We start from the raw sequence: 16,930 nt of genomic DNA on the forward strand, positions 1-16,930 counted from the left end.
TCGGCGCAGCCGCAGCACCGGGCCGGGTCAGAGGTCGGCGGCCAGCATCTCGGCGATCTGAATCGTGTTCAGCGCCGCGCCTTTCCGCAGATTGTCACCGGAGACGAACAACGCCAGCCCGCGCCCGTCCGGCACACCGGGATCCTGCCGGATCCGGCCGACCAGGGATTCATCGACACCGGCCGCGGCGAGCGGGGTCGGCACGTCGACGAGCTTGACACCCGGCGCGTCGGCCAGCAGTTCGGTCGCCCGGGCCACCGACAGCGGCCGGGCGAACTCGGCGTTCACCGACAGCGAGTGCCCGGTGTACACCGGCACCCGCACACAGGTGCCGCTGACCGCCAGCTCCGGGATGTCGAGGATCTTGCGGCTCTCGTGGCGCAGCTTCTGATCCTCGTCGGTCTCGCCGGACCCGTCGTCGACCATCGAGCCGGCCAACGGCACCACGTTGAACGCGATCGGCGCGACATAGGTGCTCGGCTCGGGGAACGACACCGCCGAGCCGTCGTGCACCAGCGCCCGGCTGTCGTCGGCGACCGCGCGAACCTGGCCGTAGAGTTCCTCGACCCCGGCCAGACCGCTGCCGCTGACCGCCTGATAGCTCGACACGATCAGCCGGACCAGGCCGGCCTCGTCGTGCAGCGGTTTGAGCACCGGCATCGCGGCCATCGTGGTGCAGTTCGGGTTGGCGATGATGTTCTTGGCGAGCTTGCGGCCGCGCACATCGCGGTCGAAGTTCACCTCGCTCACCACCAACGGCACCTCGGGGTCCTTGCGCCAGGCCGACGAGTTGTCGATCACCACCGCCCCGGCCGCGGCGAACCGCGGGGCCTGCTCCCGCGACATCGCCCCGCCGGCCGAGAACAACGCGATGTCCAGCCCGGACGGGTCGGCCGTCGCGGCGTCCTCGACCTCGATCTCCTGCCCGCGGAAGGTCAGCTTCTTGCCCTGGGAGCGGGCCGAGGCGAAGAACCGCACCGACTTGACCGGGAAGTCACGCTGTTCCAGCAGGGCCCGCATGACCTGACCGACCTGGCCGGTCGCACCGACCACACCGAGATTGACGGCCCCCATGTCAGCGCCCCGTTCCGGCGTAGACGGTGGCGGTCTCCTCGCCACCGAGCTCGAACGCCTCGTGCAGGGCCGCGACCGCGGTGTCCACGTCGGTGTCCTTGATCAGCACCGAGATGCGGATCTCCGAGGTGGAGATCAGATCGATGTTGACCCCGACGGCGGCCAGCGTCTCGCAGAACTTGGCGGTCACCCCCGGATGGCTGCGCATCCCCGCACCGACCAGCGACACCTTGCCGATGTGGTCGTCGTAGAGGACCTTGGTGAAGCCGATCTCGTCCTGCACCGAGGACAGCTTCTCCACCGCGGCCGGTCCGGCGTCGCGCGGACAGGTGAAGGTGATGTCGGTCTTGCCGTCCTCGACCTTGGAGGCGTTCTGCAACACCATGTCGATGTTGATGTCGGCGTCGGCGACCGCCCGGAACACCTTGGCGGCGAAGCCGGGGGTGTCGGGGATACCGACGACGGTCACCCGCGCCTCGCTGCGGTCGTGGGCGACTCCGGTCAGGATGGCGTCTTCCATGGGAATGTCCTCTATCGAGCCGGTCACCAGCGTGCCGGGCTTGTCCGAATACGACGAGCGGACGTGGATGGGAACGTTGTAGCGGCGGGCGTACTCCACGCAGCGCAGCATCAGCACCTTGGCGCCGGCCGCGGCCATCTCGAGCATCTCCTCGAAGGTGACGTTGTCGAGGTGGCGGGCGTTGGGCACGATCCGCGGATCGGCGGTGAAGATGCCGTCGACGTCGGTGTAGATCTCGCAGACGTCGGCCTTCAGCGCGGCGGCCAGCGCCACCGCGGTGGTGTCCGAACCGCCGCGGCCCAGCGTGGTGACGTCCTTGCTGTCCTGGCTGACCCCCTGGAAGCCGGCGACCAGCACGATCTGTCCCTCGTCCAGCGCCGAGCGCACCCGGCCGGGAGTGACGTCGATGATCTTGGCGTTGCCGTGGCTTCCGGTGGTGATCACCCCGGCCTGCGAACCGGTGAACGACCTGGCCTGCGCGCCCAACGAGTCGATCGCCATGGCGACCAGGGCGTTGGAGATCCGCTCACCGGCGGTGAGCAGCATGTCCATCTCCCGGGCCGGCGGCGCTGGGGCCACCTGCTTGGCCAGGTCGAGCAGTTCGTCGGTGGTGTCGCCCATCGCGGAGACCACCACGACCACGTCATTGCCGGCCTTCTTGGTCTCCACGATCCGCTCGGCGACCCGGCGGATCCGTTCGGCGTCGGACACCGACGATCCGCCGTACTTCTGTACGACGAGCGCCACAATTACCTTTCAGCGGTACGGATATTGAGTCTCACCAAGGATAGAGGCTCGCACGCCCCGGGCCCTCTTCCGGTGTCGCGGCCGCAGCACGTCGACCTTGCGGTGAGGGCGCGATCACGCGAGAAATCGAGCCCTGGGTGCAAAGTCGACGGAGAAAACTATGCGGGCACCGAAAGGAACGTGAACGGATCGGCCGGCTCGAACCGGGCACTGGCATCTCCGGCGTAGATCGTCTTCTCGCCCTCGCCCAGACTCAACCGTCGCACCGGTGCGTCCTCGCTGAAATCGAGGTTCTGCAGTTCGACCCAGAACGTGTTCGGCGACAACGCGGACTCGAAGAAGTACCGCTGGGCCTTGTGGTCGACCACGGTGCGCCACCGAGTGGAGGAGATGTTGGGCTCGTCGGACGTCGCGATGCCGTACGGGGTGGAGACGTTGCGCATCACGCTCATCACTGCCGCAACAGAAAGCTGCGGGTCGTCGGACTTGGGCACCGCGTTGATGTAGAACGACGCCCGCACGAACCGGTCCGCCGCCCGGTTGGTGCCGGGCAGCATCACCGTCCCGCCGATCTGCTCCCAGTACTCGGTGATGGCCAGTTGTTTGTCGAAGGTCGGCGAGTTGGTCATCACCTGGTACTGCCGGCCGTGATGTACGGTCTGGCGGCCGTCGATGTATTCGACCACGGCGCTGTCTCCGGTGGCATCCGACATGGCCAGGTGCAGGGTGGCCATCCGCTGCTCACCGGGCACTTCGGCGGTGGCGACGCGCAACGGGGTGGCCGCGAGTGCGGTGACCGCCTCGGCCACGGTGGCGAAGTTGTCCAGCACGTACTGTCCCCACAGCGCCAACGAGATGGCCGGACCGCCTGCCCCGTCGGCGGGGTACTGCGATTCGGCCAGCCACAGCAGGTTGACGGCCAGACCGGCCTCGTTGACACCGTCGGTGGTGCAGATGTCATAGCCGGTGGCGACCACGCTGCCGTACTTGGCGGTCCATTCCACCGAGTCGGGACCGGCCTGCCCGGTTCGGTTGATTCCGCGGGGCAGCGCCCACAGATTGGTCGCGATCTCGAACTTCCAGTCCATCGACCGTCCGGTGATGACGCGATCACTGGTTCCGAGATAGACCACCCGTGTGCACATGATGCGGCACTGTAGCGCAGATCACCTGTCCGGCGACTACGGGCACATCGGATGCCTTGGTAAAGTGGGCACCACTGTGTTCTCAGTGCGCCGCGTGCTCCTCCTCGGACGCCGCGACGGGATCTGACCAGACCGGCTCCCCGTCGCGGGTTTTCGCGATGCGCCGGTCGCCCGTCCATTTCCCCGGAGCGCGGAGCAATCGATCGTGACCAATCCCATTCCCAGCCCTGACGCGTACAGCTCGGTACGTGCCATCACCACCCCGTCCGGCGGCCGCCGCGAGGGTCAGCCGCCCTGGAATCCCCAGCAGAACAGCTCGATGCCGGTGAGCCGGTACCGCAGCTTCGCCGACGAGGTCGAGCACATCACGCTGCCGGACCGCACCTGGCCGGACAAGGTCATCGACCGCGCCCCGCTGTGGTGTGCGGTGGACCTGCGCGACGGCAACCAGGCGCTGATCGACCCGATGAGCCCGGCCCGCAAGCGCCGCATGTTCGACCTGCTGGTGCGGATGGGCTACAAGGAGATCGAGGTCGGTTTCCCGTCCGCGTCGCAGACCGACTACGACTTCGTCCGCGAGATCATCACCGACAACGCGATCCCCGACGACGTCACCATCCAGGTGCTGACCCAGTGCCGCCCGGAGCTGATCGAGAAGACGTTCGAGGCGTGCCAGGGCGCGCCGCGGGTGATCGTGCACTTCTACAACTCGACGTCGATCCTGCAGCGGCGGGTGGTGTTCCGCGCCGACCGCGAGGAGGTCAAGCAGATCGCCGTCGAGGGCGCCCGGATGTGCCTGGCCGAGGCCGAGAAATACCCGGGCACGCTGTGGCGCTACGAGTACTCGCCAGAGTCCTACACCGGCACCGAGCTGCAGTACGCCGCCGAGGTGTGCAATGCGGTCGCCGAGGTCATCGAGCCCACCCCCGAGTGGCCGCTGATCGTCAACCTGCCCGCCACCGTGGAGATGGCCACACCGAACGTCTACGCCGACTCCATCGAGTGGATGAGCCGGCGGCTGACGCCGCGGGATTCGATCATCCTGAGCCTGCATCCGCACAACGACCGCGGAACCGCCGTCGCCGCAGCGGAATTGGGCTACCAGGCCGGCGCGGACCGGATCGAGGGCTGCCTGTTCGGCAACGGTGAGCGCACCGGCAACGTCTGCCTGGTCACGCTGGGGCTGAACCTGTTCTCCCGCGGCGTCGATCCGCAGATCGACTTCTCCAACATCGACGAGATCCGCCGCACGGTGGAGTACTGCAATCAGCTGCCGGTGCACGAACGGCACCCCTACGGCGGCGACCTGGTCTACACCGCGTTCTCCGGAAGCCATCAGGACGCCATCAACAAGGGCTTCGACCAGATGAAGATCGACGCCGACACCGCCGGCGTCGACGTCGACGATCTGCTGTGGCAGGTGCCGTATCTGCCGATCGACCCCAAGGACGTCGGCCGCACCTATGAGGCCGTCATCCGGGTGAACTCGCAGTCCGGCAAGGGCGGTGTGGCCTACATCATGAAAACCGATCACGGGCTGGTGCTGCCGCGCCGGCTGCAGATCGAGTTCTCCCAGGTGGTGCAGGCGATCACCGACGGCGAGGGCGGCGAGGTGTCGGCCAAGGAGATGTGGGACGTCTTCGCCGAGGAGTACCTGAACCCGATCCGCCCGCTGGAACGGATCCGGCAGAAGGTGATCGCCTCGGAGGTCGACGACGGCGTGGACCGGATCGAGGCCGTCGTGAAGGTCGACGGGGTCGAGAAGGAGATCGCCGGTAAGGGCAACGGGCCGCTCGCCGCGTTCGTCGACGCCCTGGGCACCGTCGGCTTCGACGTCAGCGTGCTGGACTACTCCGAACACGCCATGTCCGCCGGTGAGGAAGCGCAGGCCGCCGCGTACGTGGAGGCCGCCGTCAACGGGACGACGGTGTGGGGTGTCGGCATCGCCACCTCGATCACGACCGCGTCGCTGCGGGCGGTGGTGTCCGCGGTGAACCGGGCCGCCGCACGTAGCTAGTCCGGGCAGGACCAGCCGGTCCGGGCTAGAACAGCGCGTACTGTTCGCCGGCCTTGGTGGTGTCGACGAACTCGTCGATCTCCACCCCACCGACGACGCGGTCCAGCGCGGCCATGAACTCGGTGTCGGACATCAACGGCACCCCGAGGTCGGCGGCGTGAAATCCCTTCCCGTGCTCCGGATTCGGTTCGTTGCAGACCACCAGTGAGGTCTGCCCGGTGATGTCGTCGGTGTAGGCCAGGCCGGCGTGCAGGATGCGTTCGATGAGCTCCTCGTGGGTGTGGGTCACCTCCGCGGACAACGCCACCTGCATGCCCTGCACCAGCGGCCGGCCGGCGATGTAGCGCCCCGGATTGGTGTACCGGCACGGGATGCGGGAGGCCAGCGCCTTCAACGGCCGCAGCTGCTCATGGGTGGTGCGGCCGTTGGGCCAGTGCCGCCGGGTGACCGGCCGCAGCGGCAGCCAGGTCCGGCGTTCCCGCGCCAGCGCCAGCGTCGGTTTGAGGATCTGGGTGAGCACCAGCGCGTCGTCGAGCGCGTCGTGGGCGCGCAACTGGGTGACCCCCCAGTGCGCGGCCAGCGTCTCCAACCGCAGATTCTCGGTGCCCAGCTGCATCCGGCGGGCCAGTTCGATGGTGCACATCACCGAGTCGATCGGCAGTTCGGCGTCGATCAGCTCGGCCTCGGCCACCAGGAACGCGTAGTCGAACGCGACGTTGTGCGCCACCAGGGTGCGCCCGCGCAGGATGTCGATCAAGTCGTCGACGATGTCGGCGAACTGCGGCTGACCGGCCAGCATGTCGGCGGTGAGGCCGTGGATGTGGGTGGGGCCCGGGTCGACACCGGGGTTCAGCAGGGTGGCGACACTGCGTTCGACGTTGCCGTCGTCGCCGACCGCGAGCGCGGCGATGCTGACGATCCGGGCCTGCCCGGGCCGGAACCCCGTCGTCTCCACGTCGACGACGGCCCATCCGGCGCCCGCCTCCGAAGCCGGGCGGCCCCAACCCTGTGGAGCCCAACCCTGTGGAGTCCAGCCCTCTGGAGCCCAGCCCTGCCTCACACCTCGAGGATGACACGGGGTACCGACAATCCTCGGATCGCCGCCGCGCGTGTCGGCTTCTAGACTGCCGGGAATGGTCACCCTGCGTGGACGGCTCGCGCTGGCCGCCGGCACCGCCGCCCGTTGGGCGTCGCGGGCGACCGGCCGCGGTGAGGGCGCGATGATCGGCGGTCTGATCGCCATGACGCTCGATCGGTCGATCCTGCGTCAGCTCGGGCAGGGCCGCCGCACCGCGCTCGTCACCGGCACCAACGGAAAATCCACCACCACCCGCATGCTCGCCGCCGCCCTGGGCACGGTCGGCGGGGTCGCCACCAACGCCGAGGGCGCCAACATGGACGCCGGGCTGGTGTCCGCGCTGGCGGTCAACCGGGATGCCGGGCTGGCCGCCCTCGAGGTGGACGAGATGCACACCCCGCAGGTGGCGGACGCCCTGCGGCCCGCGGTGGTGGTGCTGTTGAACCTGTCCCGGGATCAGCTGGACCGGGTCGGTGAGATCAACCACATCGAACGCACGCTGCGCGCCGGGCTGGCCCGGCACCCCGATGCGGTGGTCGTCGCCAACTGTGACGACGTGCTGATGACCTCGGCGGCCTACGACAGCCCGAACGTGGTGTGGGTGGCCGCGGGCGCCGGCTGGGCCAACGATTCGGTGAGCTGCCCACGCTCGGGTGAGGTGATCGTGCGCGACGGCGCGCACTGGTACTCGACCGGCACCGACTTCAAGCGGCCCACCCCGCAGTGGTGGTTCGACGACACCTCGATCCACGGGCCCGACGGGCTGTGCCTGCCGATGCGGCTGGCGCTGCCGGGCGTGGTGAACCGCGGTAACGCCACCCAGGCGGTGGCCGCGGCGGTGGCCATGGGCGCCGATCCGGGCGCCGCGGTGTCGGCGGTCTCCGGTGTGGACGAGGTGGCCGGCCGGTACCGCACCGTGTCGCTCGGCGACCACACCGTGCGGGTGTTGCTGGCCAAGAATCCGGCGGGCTGGCAGGAATCGCTGTCGATGGTGGACAAGACGGCCGCCGGGGTGGTGATCGCGGTGAACGGGCAGGTCCCCGACGGTGAGGACCTGTCGTGGCTGTGGGATGTGCGGTTCGAGCATTTCGAACGGACGTCGGTGGTGGCCGCCGGGGAACGCGGCACCGATCTGGCCGTGCGGCTGACCTACGCGGATGTGGCGCACACCCTGGTGCACGACACCGTCGCGGCGATCAAATCCTGCCCGCCCGGCCACGTCGAGGTGATCGCGAACTACACGGCGTTCCTGCACCTGAATCGGCGGCTGTCATGAGTGACTCGGTTGTTCGGATCGGGCTGGTGCTGCCCGACGTGATGGGCACCTACGGCGACGGCGGTAACGCGCTGGTGCTGCGGCAACGGCTGCGCTGGCGCGGCATCGCCGCCGAGATCGTGGAGATCTCACTTGACGATCCGGTGCCGGCCACGCTCGACCTCTACACGCTCGGCGGGGCCGAGGACTACGCGCAACGGCTGGCCACCCGCCATCTGCGGCGCCATCCCGGCCTGCAGCAGGCCGCCGAACGCGGCGCCCCGGTGCTGGCGATCTGCGCGGCCATCCAGGTGTTGGGCCACTGGTATGAGACCTCCGCCGGGGAGCGGGTGGACGGGATCGGCCTGCTCGACGTGACGACGGCCCCCCAGGAGCGCCGCACCATCGGCGAGGTGGTGTCCCAGCCGCTGGTGGAGGGGTTGTCCCAACGGCTGACCGGGTTCGAGAACCACCGCGGCGGCACCGTGCTGGGGCCGGCGGCGGCGCCGTTGGCGCGGGTGATCACCGGTGCCGGCAACCGGGCCGGCGACGGTTACGACGGGGTGGTGCAGGGCAGTGTGATCGCCACCTATCTGCACGGCCCCTGTCTGGCCCGCAACCCGGAGTTGGCCGACCTGCTGCTGTCGCGGGTGGTGGGCCCGCTGGCTCCGCTGGACCTGCCCGAGGTCGAGCAGCTGCGCCGGGAGCGGCTGGCCGCCGCCCGCCGCTAGCTGTCCCCCCGCACGCATGTTCTGCGGGAAACCGCAGGATCAGGTCATGGCGCGACGGCCGACCAGCGCCCGCCCCAGGGTCAGCTCGTCGGCGAACTCCAGGTCGCCGCCCATCGGCAGCCCGGACGCGATGCGGGTGACGGTGAGCCCCGGGATGTCCCGCAGAATCCGCACCAGGTACGTCGCGGTGGCCTCCCCCTCGGTGTTCGGGTCGGTGGCGATGATGACCTCGGTGATGTCCACCCCGTCGACCCGTTCCCCGATCCGGTTCAACAACTCCCGGATCCGCAGCTGCTCGGGGCCGATCCCGGACAGCGGGTCCAACGCCCCGCCCAGGACGTGGTAGCGGCCGCGGAATTCGCGGGTGCGTTCGACGGCCTGCACATCCTTGGGTTCCTCCACCACACACACCAGCGACGCGTCGCGGCGGCTGTCGCTGCAGATGCGGCAGCGCTGCGCGTCGGAGACGTTGCCGCACACCTCGCAGAACGTCACCCCGTCGCGCACCCGGTTCAGCGCGGCGGTGAGCCGGTCGATCTCCGGCGGTTCGACGCTGAGCAGGTGGAATGCGATCCGTTGCGCGCTCTTGGGCCCGATACCGGGCAGCTTGCCCAGTTCGTCGATCAGATCCTGGACAGGTCCCTCGAACACCTAGAGTCCACTCACATCCCCGGCAGCCCGAAGCCGCTCATCCCGCCGGCCAGCGGACCCAGCCGGTCCTGGGCCAGGATCGTCACCTGCTTCGACGCGTCCGCGATGGCGCCGACGATCAGATCCTGCAGGGTCTCGACGTCGTCGGGGTCGACGACCTTCGGGTCGATCGTCACCGCGACCACCTCGCCGCTGCCCTTCATGGTGACCTGGACCAGACCGCCCCCGGCCTGTCCGTGCACCTCGCTGTTGGCCAGGGCCTCCTGCGCCTCCATCAGCTGCTGCTGGACCTGCTGTGCCTGTGCCAGCAGCGCTGACATGTCGGGCTGACCTCCGGGCTGCATGACTAGTCCCCTCGCGTCGTGATCAAGAACGGGTCTCGACTTGGTTTCACCCGCAGATATCGGGCGCTTAGGCCTTTCAGCGTAATCGTCGTGCGGGCTACGGTGACGGCCGTGCCTGCCTGCCTGCGTGTCGGAGCCGCGTTCACGATGCGCGGCGTAGCCGTTGCCGTCGCCACCGTGTTGATCGCCGCCTCGGTGCCGGCGTCCCCCGCCGCCGCGGCGCCGTCGGCTCTGGCCGGGCGCATCGTCTTCCTCGACCCGGGCCACAACGGCGCCAACGACGCCTCGATCAACCGCCAGGTGCCCACCGGCCGCGGCGGCACCAAGGAGTGCCAGACCTCCGGCAGCAGCACCGACGACGGCTATCCCGAGCACACCTTCAACTGGGACACCACGCTGCGGATCCGGGCCGCGCTGCATCAGCTGGGTGTGCGCACCGCGATGTCGCGCGGCAACGACAACGCGCTCGGGCCGTGTGTCGACGAACGCGCCGCGATGGCCAACAGCCTCAAGCCGGACGCGATCGTGTCGATCCACGCCGACGGCGGCCCGCCCACCGGCCGCGGGTTCCACGTGCTGTACTCGTCGCCACCGCTCAACGCGGTGCAGGCCGGCCCGTCGGTGCAGTTTGCCAAGATCATGCGCGATCAGCTCGCCGCGTCCGGCATCCCGCCGTCGACCTACATCGGTTCGAACGGGCTGAACCCGCGTGCCGACATCGCCGGGCTCAACCATGCGCAGTATCCGGCGATCCTGGTGGAGCTGGGCAACATGAAGAACCCGGTCGACTCGGCGTTGATGAAAGCCCCGGAGGGCCGGCAGAAGTACGCCGACGCCGTGGTCCGGGGGATCGCGGCGTTCCTGTCCGCCCAGGCGCGGGTCCGCTGAGCCGCGCGTCAGGTTCCCTTCTGCTCGATCTCCCTCTTGAGGTTCTCCAGCACCTCGGCCTGGATCTTGCGCAACCCCAGCGGGGCGAAGATCTTCTCGAAGATGCCCTTGACGCCGCCCGCGCCGGTCCAGCTGGTCTTGACGGTCACCGTCGAACCGGCCGGTCCCGCGGGTGCGACGGTCCAGTTGGTCACCATCGAGGAGTTGGCGTCCTTCTCGATGACGGTGCGGCCGGCCACGTCGACGGTGGCTCTGACGTCCCGCACCCGCGACTCGGTGGCCTGCAGTTTCCAGGTGACCACGGTGCCGGCGCCCTGACCGCCCTCGAGCACCTGATACCCGCTGTAGTGCGAGGTGAGGATCTTCGGCCGCACCGTTTCGTAGTCACTGATCGCCGTGAGCACCGCCTGCGGTTCGGCATCGATCAACACCGTGTTCGACGCGCTGACCTGTCCCATCGAATGCACACTCCTCGTGTCGTGATGCGGTCGCATCGGCCGCGACTGCCGACTAGCGTATATCCGTGTCTGCTGTGACGACCGATGCGCGGGCCGCGCATGCGGCGGGGGTGCGACGGCTGCTGGAGAGTTACCGCGCCATCCCGCCGGATGCGACGGTGCGGCTCGCCAAACCCACCTCGAACCTGTTCCGCGCGCGTGCCAAGAACACCGTCAGAGGCCTCGACGTGTCCGGGTTGACCGACGTCATCGCGGTGGATCCGCAGACCCGCACCGCCGAGGTGGCCGGTATGTGCACCTACGAGGATCTGGTCGCCGCCACCTTGCCGTATGCGCTGGCGCCGCTGGTGGTTCCGCAGTTGAAGACGATCACCCTCGGGGGCGCCGTCACCGGTCTCGGCATCGAATCCACCTCGTTCCGCAACGGTTTACCGCATGAGTCGGTGCTGGAGATGGACGTGCTGACCGGTGCCGGCGAGGTGCTCACCACCTCCCCCACCCGGCATCCCGACCTGTTCCGGGCGTTTCCGAATTCCTATGGCACGCTGGGTTATGCGGTTCGGCTGAAGATCGAGCTGGAGCCGGTCCGGCCGTTTGTCGCGATCAGACATCTGCGGTTCGGGTCGGTGCCCGACCTGGTCGCGGAGATGGACCGCATCATCGCGGCCGGCGAGTATGACGGCATCCCCGTCGACTACCTCGACGGCGTGGTGTTCAGCGCCCAAGAGAGTTATCTGACACTGGGTTTCAAGACCACCACGCCGGGCCCGGTGAGCGACTACACCGGACAGCAGATCTACTACCGGTCCATCCAGCACGCCGAGGGAGTCAAGCACGACCGGCTCACCATCCACGACTACCTGTGGCGCTGGGATACCGATTGGTTCTGGTGTTCAAGGGCTTTCGGCGCGCAGCACCCGACGATCAGACGGCTCTGGCCACGCCGGCTGCGGCGCAGCAGCTTCTACTGGAAACTGATCTCCTACGATCAGCGGTTCGGCATCGCCGACCGCATCGAGCGGTGGAACGGGCGGCCCCCGCGCGAACGGGTGGTGCAGGACATCGAGGTGCCGCTGGAACGGTGTGCGGAGTTCATCGACTGGTTCCTCGAGTACATCCCGATCGAGCCGATCTGGTTGTGCCCGCTGCGGTTGCGGTCCACCGATCCGGACGGGGTCTGGCCGCTGTATCCGCTGCGTCCGGGCCGCACCTACGTCAACATCGGGTTCTGGTCCTCGGTGCCGGCCGGGGACACCGAGGGTGCCACGAACCGGTTGATCGAACGCAAGGTCAGCGAACTCGACGGCCACAAATCGCTGTATTCCGACGCGTTCTACTCCCCCGACGAGTTCGATGAACTTTATGGTGGTGAGACGTACAAGACCGTCAAGAAGACTTACGATCCCGATGGACGTCTTCTCGACCTGTATGCCAAGGCGGTGCTTCGACGATGACAACGTTCAAAGAACACCCCGGGTTCAAAGAACACCCCGGCCGGTTGGCAACCGACCGCAAACTCTCCCTGGCTGAGATCTTCGAGATCGTGGCCGACGGTGATCTGCCGATCCGGTTCACCGCCTACGACGGCAGCGCGGCCGGGCCGGAGGACGCGCGGCTGGGCATCGACCTGCTCGCTCCGCGCGGCACCACGTATCTGGCGACCGCGCCGGGCGATCTGGGGCTGGCCCGCGCCTACGTCTCCGGCGACCTCGAGCCGCGCGGGGTGCATCCCGGCGATCCGTACGAACTGCTCAAGACGCTGGATCAGGTGAGTTTCCGGCGTCCCCCGGCGCGGGTGCTGGCCCACATCGTCCGGTCCATCGGGTTCGAGCACCTCAAACCCATCGCACCGCCGCCGCAGGAGGCGCTGCCCCGCTGGCGCCGTATCGCGGAAGGGCTGCGGCACAGCAAGACCCGCGACGCCGAGGCGATCCACCACCACTACGACGTGTCGAACACCTTCTACCGGTATGTGCTCGGACCGTCGATGACCTACACCTGCGCCTGCTACCCGGACGCGGACGCGTCGCTGGAGGAGGCGCAGGAGAACAAGTACCGGTTGGTGTTCGAGAAGCTGCGGCTGCAGCCCGGTGACCGGCTGCTCGACGTCGGCTGCGGCTGGGGCGGCATGGTGCGCTACGCGGCCCGGCACGGGGTGAACGCGATCGGCGTGACGCTGTCGCGGGAGCAGGCGCTGTGGGGCCAGAAGGCGATCGCCGAGGAGGGTCTGGGCCAGCACGCCGAGATCCGGCACGGCGACTACCGCGATGTGGTCGAGACCGGGTTCGACGCGGTGTCCTCGCTCGGGCTCACCGAACACGTCGGGGTGCAGAACTATCCGGCCTACTTCCGGTTCCTGCAGTCCAAGCTGCGTCCCGGCGGTCTGCTGCTCAACCACTGCATCACCCGCCCGGACAACCGGTCGGCCGCGACGGCGGGCGATTTCATCGACCGGTACGTGTTCCCGGACGGTGAGCTGACCGGCTCGGGCCGGATCATCACCGAGGCCCAGAACGTCGGGCTGGAGGTGCTGCACGAGGAGAACCTGCGCCACCACTACGCGCTGACGCTGCGGGACTGGTGCCGCAACCTCGTCGAGAACTGGGACGAGGCGGTCGCCGAGGTGGGGCTGCCGACGGCCAAGGTGTGGGGCCTGTACATGGCCGGCTCGCGGCTCGGGTTCGAGACCAACGTGGTGCAGCTGCACCAGGTGCTCGCCGTCAAACTCGACGAATCCGGGAACGACGGCGGGTTGCCGTTGCGGCCCTGGTGGACCCCGTGACCGCTGCGCCGGTCTAGCGTTCGTCGATCGGACGGGCGCCGAGCTCGTTCTGCAGCAGTTCGAGGGCGACCTCTTCGGGGTCGCGGACCGGCGCGTCGGACGCCGCGTCGGCCGCGGCCTCGGCGAGCATGCTCTCCTCGTCGTCGGTCGGCTCGACCGGCGGCGTCGGCGACTCCGCCGGTGGCGGCGGTGGCGGGGGCGCGCCGGTCTCGCAGCGGATCTGCCAGTCCACCCCGAGCGCATCCTTGAGCGCCTCGCGGATCACGTCGGCGTTGCGCGGCTCGGTCAGCCGCCTGGCCAGCGGTGCCGACTCGTGGCTCAGCACCAGGGTGTTGCCTTCGACGGCCAGCACGGTGGCGCCGGCCAGCATCACCTCGGTGGTGCGGCTGCGTTCGCGGACCTTCTCCCGCACGGTGGACCACATGCTGCGCACCGCGGTGGTGTCGAGCCGACCGGGCGCACCGTTGGGCGGCGCGGCGGCGCGTGGTCGATCCGTCCGCGCCGGGCGCTGCTCGGGCTCGGGCGCGGAGCGTTGCGCCACCGCCGCGGTGGGGGGTGCGACGACCGCGGGATCCGACGGTGGCCGCACCGGCGGCGGCGACTCGGGGGCCCGTTCCGTCCTGGGCGCCCCGGCCCGTTCGGCCGGCGGGGTCCGTTCGGCGGGCGGGGCGGTGTCCCGCGCTGCGGCGCTGCGGCGGGTGAACTCACGGGCCGGCCGGGCCGGGGCGGAGGCCCCGCCGGGCACCATGTCGGTGGCCGGCACCGCCATGTCCAGCCGCTTCTCGATGCGTTCGATGCGGTGCAACAACGCCGATTCGGTGTCACTGGCCGACGGCAGCAGCAGCCGGGCGCACACCACCTCGAGCAGCAGCCGGGGCGCGGTGGCGCCCCGCATCTCCCCCAGACCGGCGTGTACCACCTCGGCATAGCGGGTCAGCGTCGCGGCGCCGATGCGGGCGGCCTGCTCCCGCATCCGCTCCAGCACATCGCCGGGCGCATCGACCACGCCGCGCGCCGCGGCGTCCGGCACGGCCTGCAGGATCAGCAGGTCGCGGAACCGTTCCAGCAGGTCGCTGGCGAACCGGCGCGGATCGTGGCCGGAGTCGATCACCGACTCGACCGCGCCGAACAGCGCGGCGGCGTCACCGGCTGCCAACGCGTCGACGGCGTCGTCGATGAGCGCGACATCGGTGGCGCCGAGCAGCCCCAGCGCCCGCTGGTAGGTGATCCGGCTGCCGTCCGGGCCGTGCTCGGACCCGGCCAGCAGCTGATCCAGCACCGACAACGTGTCGCGCGGCGAGCCGCCGCCGGCGCGGATCACCAGCGGCAGCACCGCGTCGTCGACGTGCACCCGCTCCTGCGCGCAGATCTTCTCGATCAGCCCGCGCATGGTGCGCGGCGCGAGCAGCCGGAACGGATAGTGGTGGGTGCGGGACCGGATCGTCGGCAGCACCTTCTCCGGTTCAGTGGTGGCGAACACGAAGATCAGATGGTCCGGCGGCTCCTCGACGATCTTGAGCAGCGCGTTGAAGCCCGCGGTGGTGACCATGTGCGCCTCGTCGACGATGAAGATGCGGTACCGCGACTGCGCCGGGGCGTAGAAGGCGCGGTCCCGCAGTTCGCGGGTGTCGTCGACACCGCCGTGGCTGGCGGCGTCGAGCTCCACCACGTCGACGTTGCCCGGGCCGTTCGGGGCCAGCGCGACGCACGAGTCACAACTGCCGCACGGGGTCGGCGTGGGACCTTCGACGCAGTTCAGCGAGCGGGCCAGGATGCGCGCCGACGACGTCTTGCCGCAGCCGCGCGGTCCGGAGAACAGGTAGGCGTGGTTGATCCGGCCCGAGGACAGCGCGACCGACAACGGTTCGGTGACGTGTTCCTGGCCGACCACCTCGGCGAAGGTGGCGGGTCGGTACTTACGGTAGAGCGCCACGAATGCAGGCTATCGATTCGCGCCGACAAGCGACTCGGTGGCCGCCAACAGCGCGCACGTCGCCAATCCGTCGATCGCATCGCGCAGTTCGTCCAGCCCCGGGAAGGTCGGTGCGATGCGGATGTTCTTGTCCTCGGGATCGTTCCGGTACGGGAACGAAGCCCCCGCCTCGGTCACGGCGATCCCGGCGGCCTTGGCCAGGGCGACGGTGCGCTTCGCGGTACCGGGCAGGACGTCGAGGTTGACGAAGTAGCCGCCCTTGGGTTCGGTCCAGGACGCGATCTTGGATTCGCCGAGCCGGTTCTCCAGGATCTCGGCGACCAGCGCGAACTTCGGCGCCAGCAGTTCGCGGTGCCGGTGCATGTGCAGCCGCACCCCGTCGGCGTCGCCGAAGAACCGCAGATGCCGCAGCTGGTTCACCTTGTCCGGGCCGATGGTCTTCTTGCTCGCGTGCTGCAGGTACCAGGCGATGTTGGCCAGCGACCCGCCGAAGAAGCTGACCCCGGCGCCGGCGAAGGTGATCTTGGAGGTCGACGCGAACACCAGCGGCCGGTTCTGGTTCCCGGCGGCCGCGGCCAGCCCCAGCACGTCGATCTGCCGTTCGAACTCGTGGGTCAGGGTGTGCACCGCGTAGGCGTTGTCCCAGAACACCCGGAAGTCGTTGGCCGCGGTCTTCATCTGCATCAGCCGCCGGGCGTTCTCCCAGGACACGGTCACCCCGGTGGGGTTCGAGTAGACCGGGATGCACCACATGCCCTTGATCGCCGGGTCGGCCGCGACGAGCTCCTCGATCATGTCGACGTCCGGGCCGTCGTCGCGGATCGGGACCGGGATCATCTCGACGTCGAGGTTCTCGGTGATCGCGAAGTGCCGGTCATAGCCGGGGACCGGGCACAGGAACTTGACCACCGGTTCCTTGAGCCACGGCCGGGTGGAGTCCGGGGCGCCGTGCAGCATCGCGAACGTGAGGATGTCGTGCATCAGCTCGAGACTCGCGTTGTTGGCCGCGATCAGATTCGGCACCGGGATGCCGAGCAGCTCGCCGAAGATGGCCCGCAGTTCGGGCAGCCCGTGCAGGCCGCCGTAGTTGCGGACGTCGGTGCCGTCCGCATCGCGGTAGTCGTCGTCGCCGGGCAGGCTCAACAGCCGGTTGGACAGGTCCAACTGGGCCGGTGATGGCTTGCCGCGGGTGAGGTCCAGCTGCAGATTCTTGGCCTGCAACTCGGCGTAGCTGCGCCGTTGCAGTTCGTACTGGGCAGTCAGCTCATCACGGCCGAGGGAATGGAACGACACCCGTGCGCCTTTCA

Annotated in this window: 15 protein-coding genes; 6 read left to right on the forward strand and 9 right to left on the reverse strand. The window is 69.0% G+C overall.

The window, feature by feature from the left end:
- Nucleotides 1-27: 27 nt before the first annotated feature.
- From CKW28_RS21460 to CKW28_RS21470, 3 genes are all read right to left on the reverse strand, one after another.
- Nucleotides 28-1,074, reverse strand: a complete 1,047-nt coding sequence (locus tag CKW28_RS21460; protein ID WP_003925257.1) for an aspartate-semialdehyde dehydrogenase — start codon at nt 1,072-1,074, stop codon at nt 28-30.
- Between the two features lies 1 nt (nt 1,075).
- The gene (locus tag CKW28_RS21465; protein WP_003925258.1) at nt 1,076-2,341 is read right to left on the reverse strand and encodes an aspartate kinase; all 1,266 of its coding nucleotides are present in this window, start codon (nt 2,339-2,341) and stop codon (nt 1,076-1,078) included.
- A gap of 158 nt (nt 2,342-2,499) precedes the next feature.
- Complete coding sequence (locus CKW28_RS21470; RefSeq protein WP_003925259.1) at nt 2,500-3,486, reverse strand: bile salt hydrolase; 987 nt, start codon at nt 3,484-3,486, stop codon at nt 2,500-2,502.
- 205 nt (nt 3,487-3,691) lie between these two features.
- On the opposite strand from CKW28_RS21470, the gene leuA reads away from it, so the two are divergent.
- Nucleotides 3,692-5,503: a 2-isopropylmalate synthase gene (gene leuA, locus CKW28_RS21475; protein ID WP_050811942.1), complete on the forward strand. Its 1,812-nt coding sequence runs from the start codon at nt 3,692-3,694 to the stop codon at nt 5,501-5,503.
- Between the two features lie 25 nt (nt 5,504-5,528).
- Here leuA and CKW28_RS21480 read toward each other — a convergent pair whose 3' ends face one another.
- Nucleotides 5,529-6,563 (reverse strand): DEDDh family exonuclease, encoded by a 1,035-nt coding sequence (locus CKW28_RS21480; protein ID WP_050811943.1) that lies wholly within the window; start codon nt 6,561-6,563, stop codon nt 5,529-5,531.
- 73 nt (nt 6,564-6,636) lie between these two features.
- On the opposite strand from CKW28_RS21480, the gene CKW28_RS21485 reads away from it, so the two are divergent.
- Nucleotides 6,637-7,857 (forward strand): Mur ligase family protein, encoded by a 1,221-nt coding sequence (locus CKW28_RS21485; RefSeq protein ID WP_003925262.1) that lies wholly within the window; start codon nt 6,637-6,639, stop codon nt 7,855-7,857.
- Complete coding sequence (locus CKW28_RS21490) at nt 7,854-8,567, forward strand: type 1 glutamine amidotransferase (protein WP_003925263.1); 714 nt, start codon at nt 7,854-7,856, stop codon at nt 8,565-8,567. The genes CKW28_RS21485 and CKW28_RS21490 overlap by 4 nt, the downstream gene beginning before the upstream one ends.
- Before the next feature lie 39 nt (nt 8,568-8,606).
- Here CKW28_RS21490 and recR read toward each other — a convergent pair whose 3' ends face one another.
- A complete protein-coding gene (gene recR / locus CKW28_RS21495; RefSeq protein WP_003925264.1) occupies nt 8,607-9,218 on the reverse strand; it encodes a recombination mediator RecR in 612 nt (203 codons plus the stop codon).
- Between the two features lie 11 nt (nt 9,219-9,229).
- Nucleotides 9,230-9,562, reverse strand: a complete 333-nt coding sequence (locus tag CKW28_RS21500; protein WP_003925265.1) for a YbaB/EbfC family nucleoid-associated protein — start codon at nt 9,560-9,562, stop codon at nt 9,230-9,232.
- A 111-nt stretch (nt 9,563-9,673) separates the two neighbouring features.
- On the opposite strand from CKW28_RS21500, the gene CKW28_RS21505 reads away from it, so the two are divergent.
- On the forward strand, nt 9,674-10,450 hold the full coding sequence (locus tag CKW28_RS21505; protein WP_040546842.1) for an Rv3717 family N-acetylmuramoyl-L-alanine amidase: 777 nt from the start codon (nt 9,674-9,676) through the stop codon (nt 10,448-10,450).
- A gap of 8 nt (nt 10,451-10,458) precedes the next feature.
- Here the strand turns inward: CKW28_RS21505 and CKW28_RS21510 are convergent, their stop codons facing one another.
- Entirely contained in the window at nt 10,459-10,908 is a 450-nt protein-coding gene (locus CKW28_RS21510; RefSeq protein ID WP_003925267.1) for an SRPBCC family protein, read from the reverse strand.
- A gap of 65 nt (nt 10,909-10,973) precedes the next feature.
- Between CKW28_RS21510 and CKW28_RS21515 the strand changes: the two genes are divergently transcribed.
- Together CKW28_RS21515 and CKW28_RS21520 are read left to right on the forward strand one after the other, a co-directional pair.
- On the forward strand, nt 10,974-12,362 hold the full coding sequence (locus CKW28_RS21515) for an FAD-binding oxidoreductase (RefSeq protein ID WP_040546655.1): 1,389 nt from the start codon (nt 10,974-10,976) through the stop codon (nt 12,360-12,362).
- On the forward strand, nt 12,359-13,690 hold the full coding sequence (locus CKW28_RS21520; protein WP_003925269.1) for a class I SAM-dependent methyltransferase: 1,332 nt from the start codon (nt 12,359-12,361) through the stop codon (nt 13,688-13,690). The genes CKW28_RS21515 and CKW28_RS21520 overlap by 4 nt, the downstream gene beginning before the upstream one ends.
- Before the next feature lie 13 nt (nt 13,691-13,703).
- Here the strand turns inward: CKW28_RS21520 and CKW28_RS21525 are convergent, their stop codons facing one another.
- Nucleotides 13,704-15,623 carry a DNA polymerase III subunits gamma/tau gene (locus CKW28_RS21525; protein WP_003925270.1) on the reverse strand — a complete coding sequence of 640 codons (1,920 nt, stop codon included), beginning with the start codon at nt 15,621-15,623 and terminating at the stop codon, nt 13,704-13,706.
- A 9-nt stretch (nt 15,624-15,632) separates the two neighbouring features.
- On the reverse strand, nt 15,633-16,916 hold the full coding sequence (locus CKW28_RS21530) for an aspartate aminotransferase type Ic (protein WP_040546657.1): 1,284 nt from the start codon (nt 16,914-16,916) through the stop codon (nt 15,633-15,635).
- Between the last annotated feature and the right edge of the window lie 14 nt (nt 16,917-16,930).

The sequence above is a fragment of the Mycolicibacterium thermoresistibile genome (assembly GCF_900187065.1).
GTDB classification, from domain to species: domain Bacteria; phylum Actinomycetota; class Actinomycetes; order Mycobacteriales; family Mycobacteriaceae; genus Mycobacterium; species Mycobacterium thermoresistibile.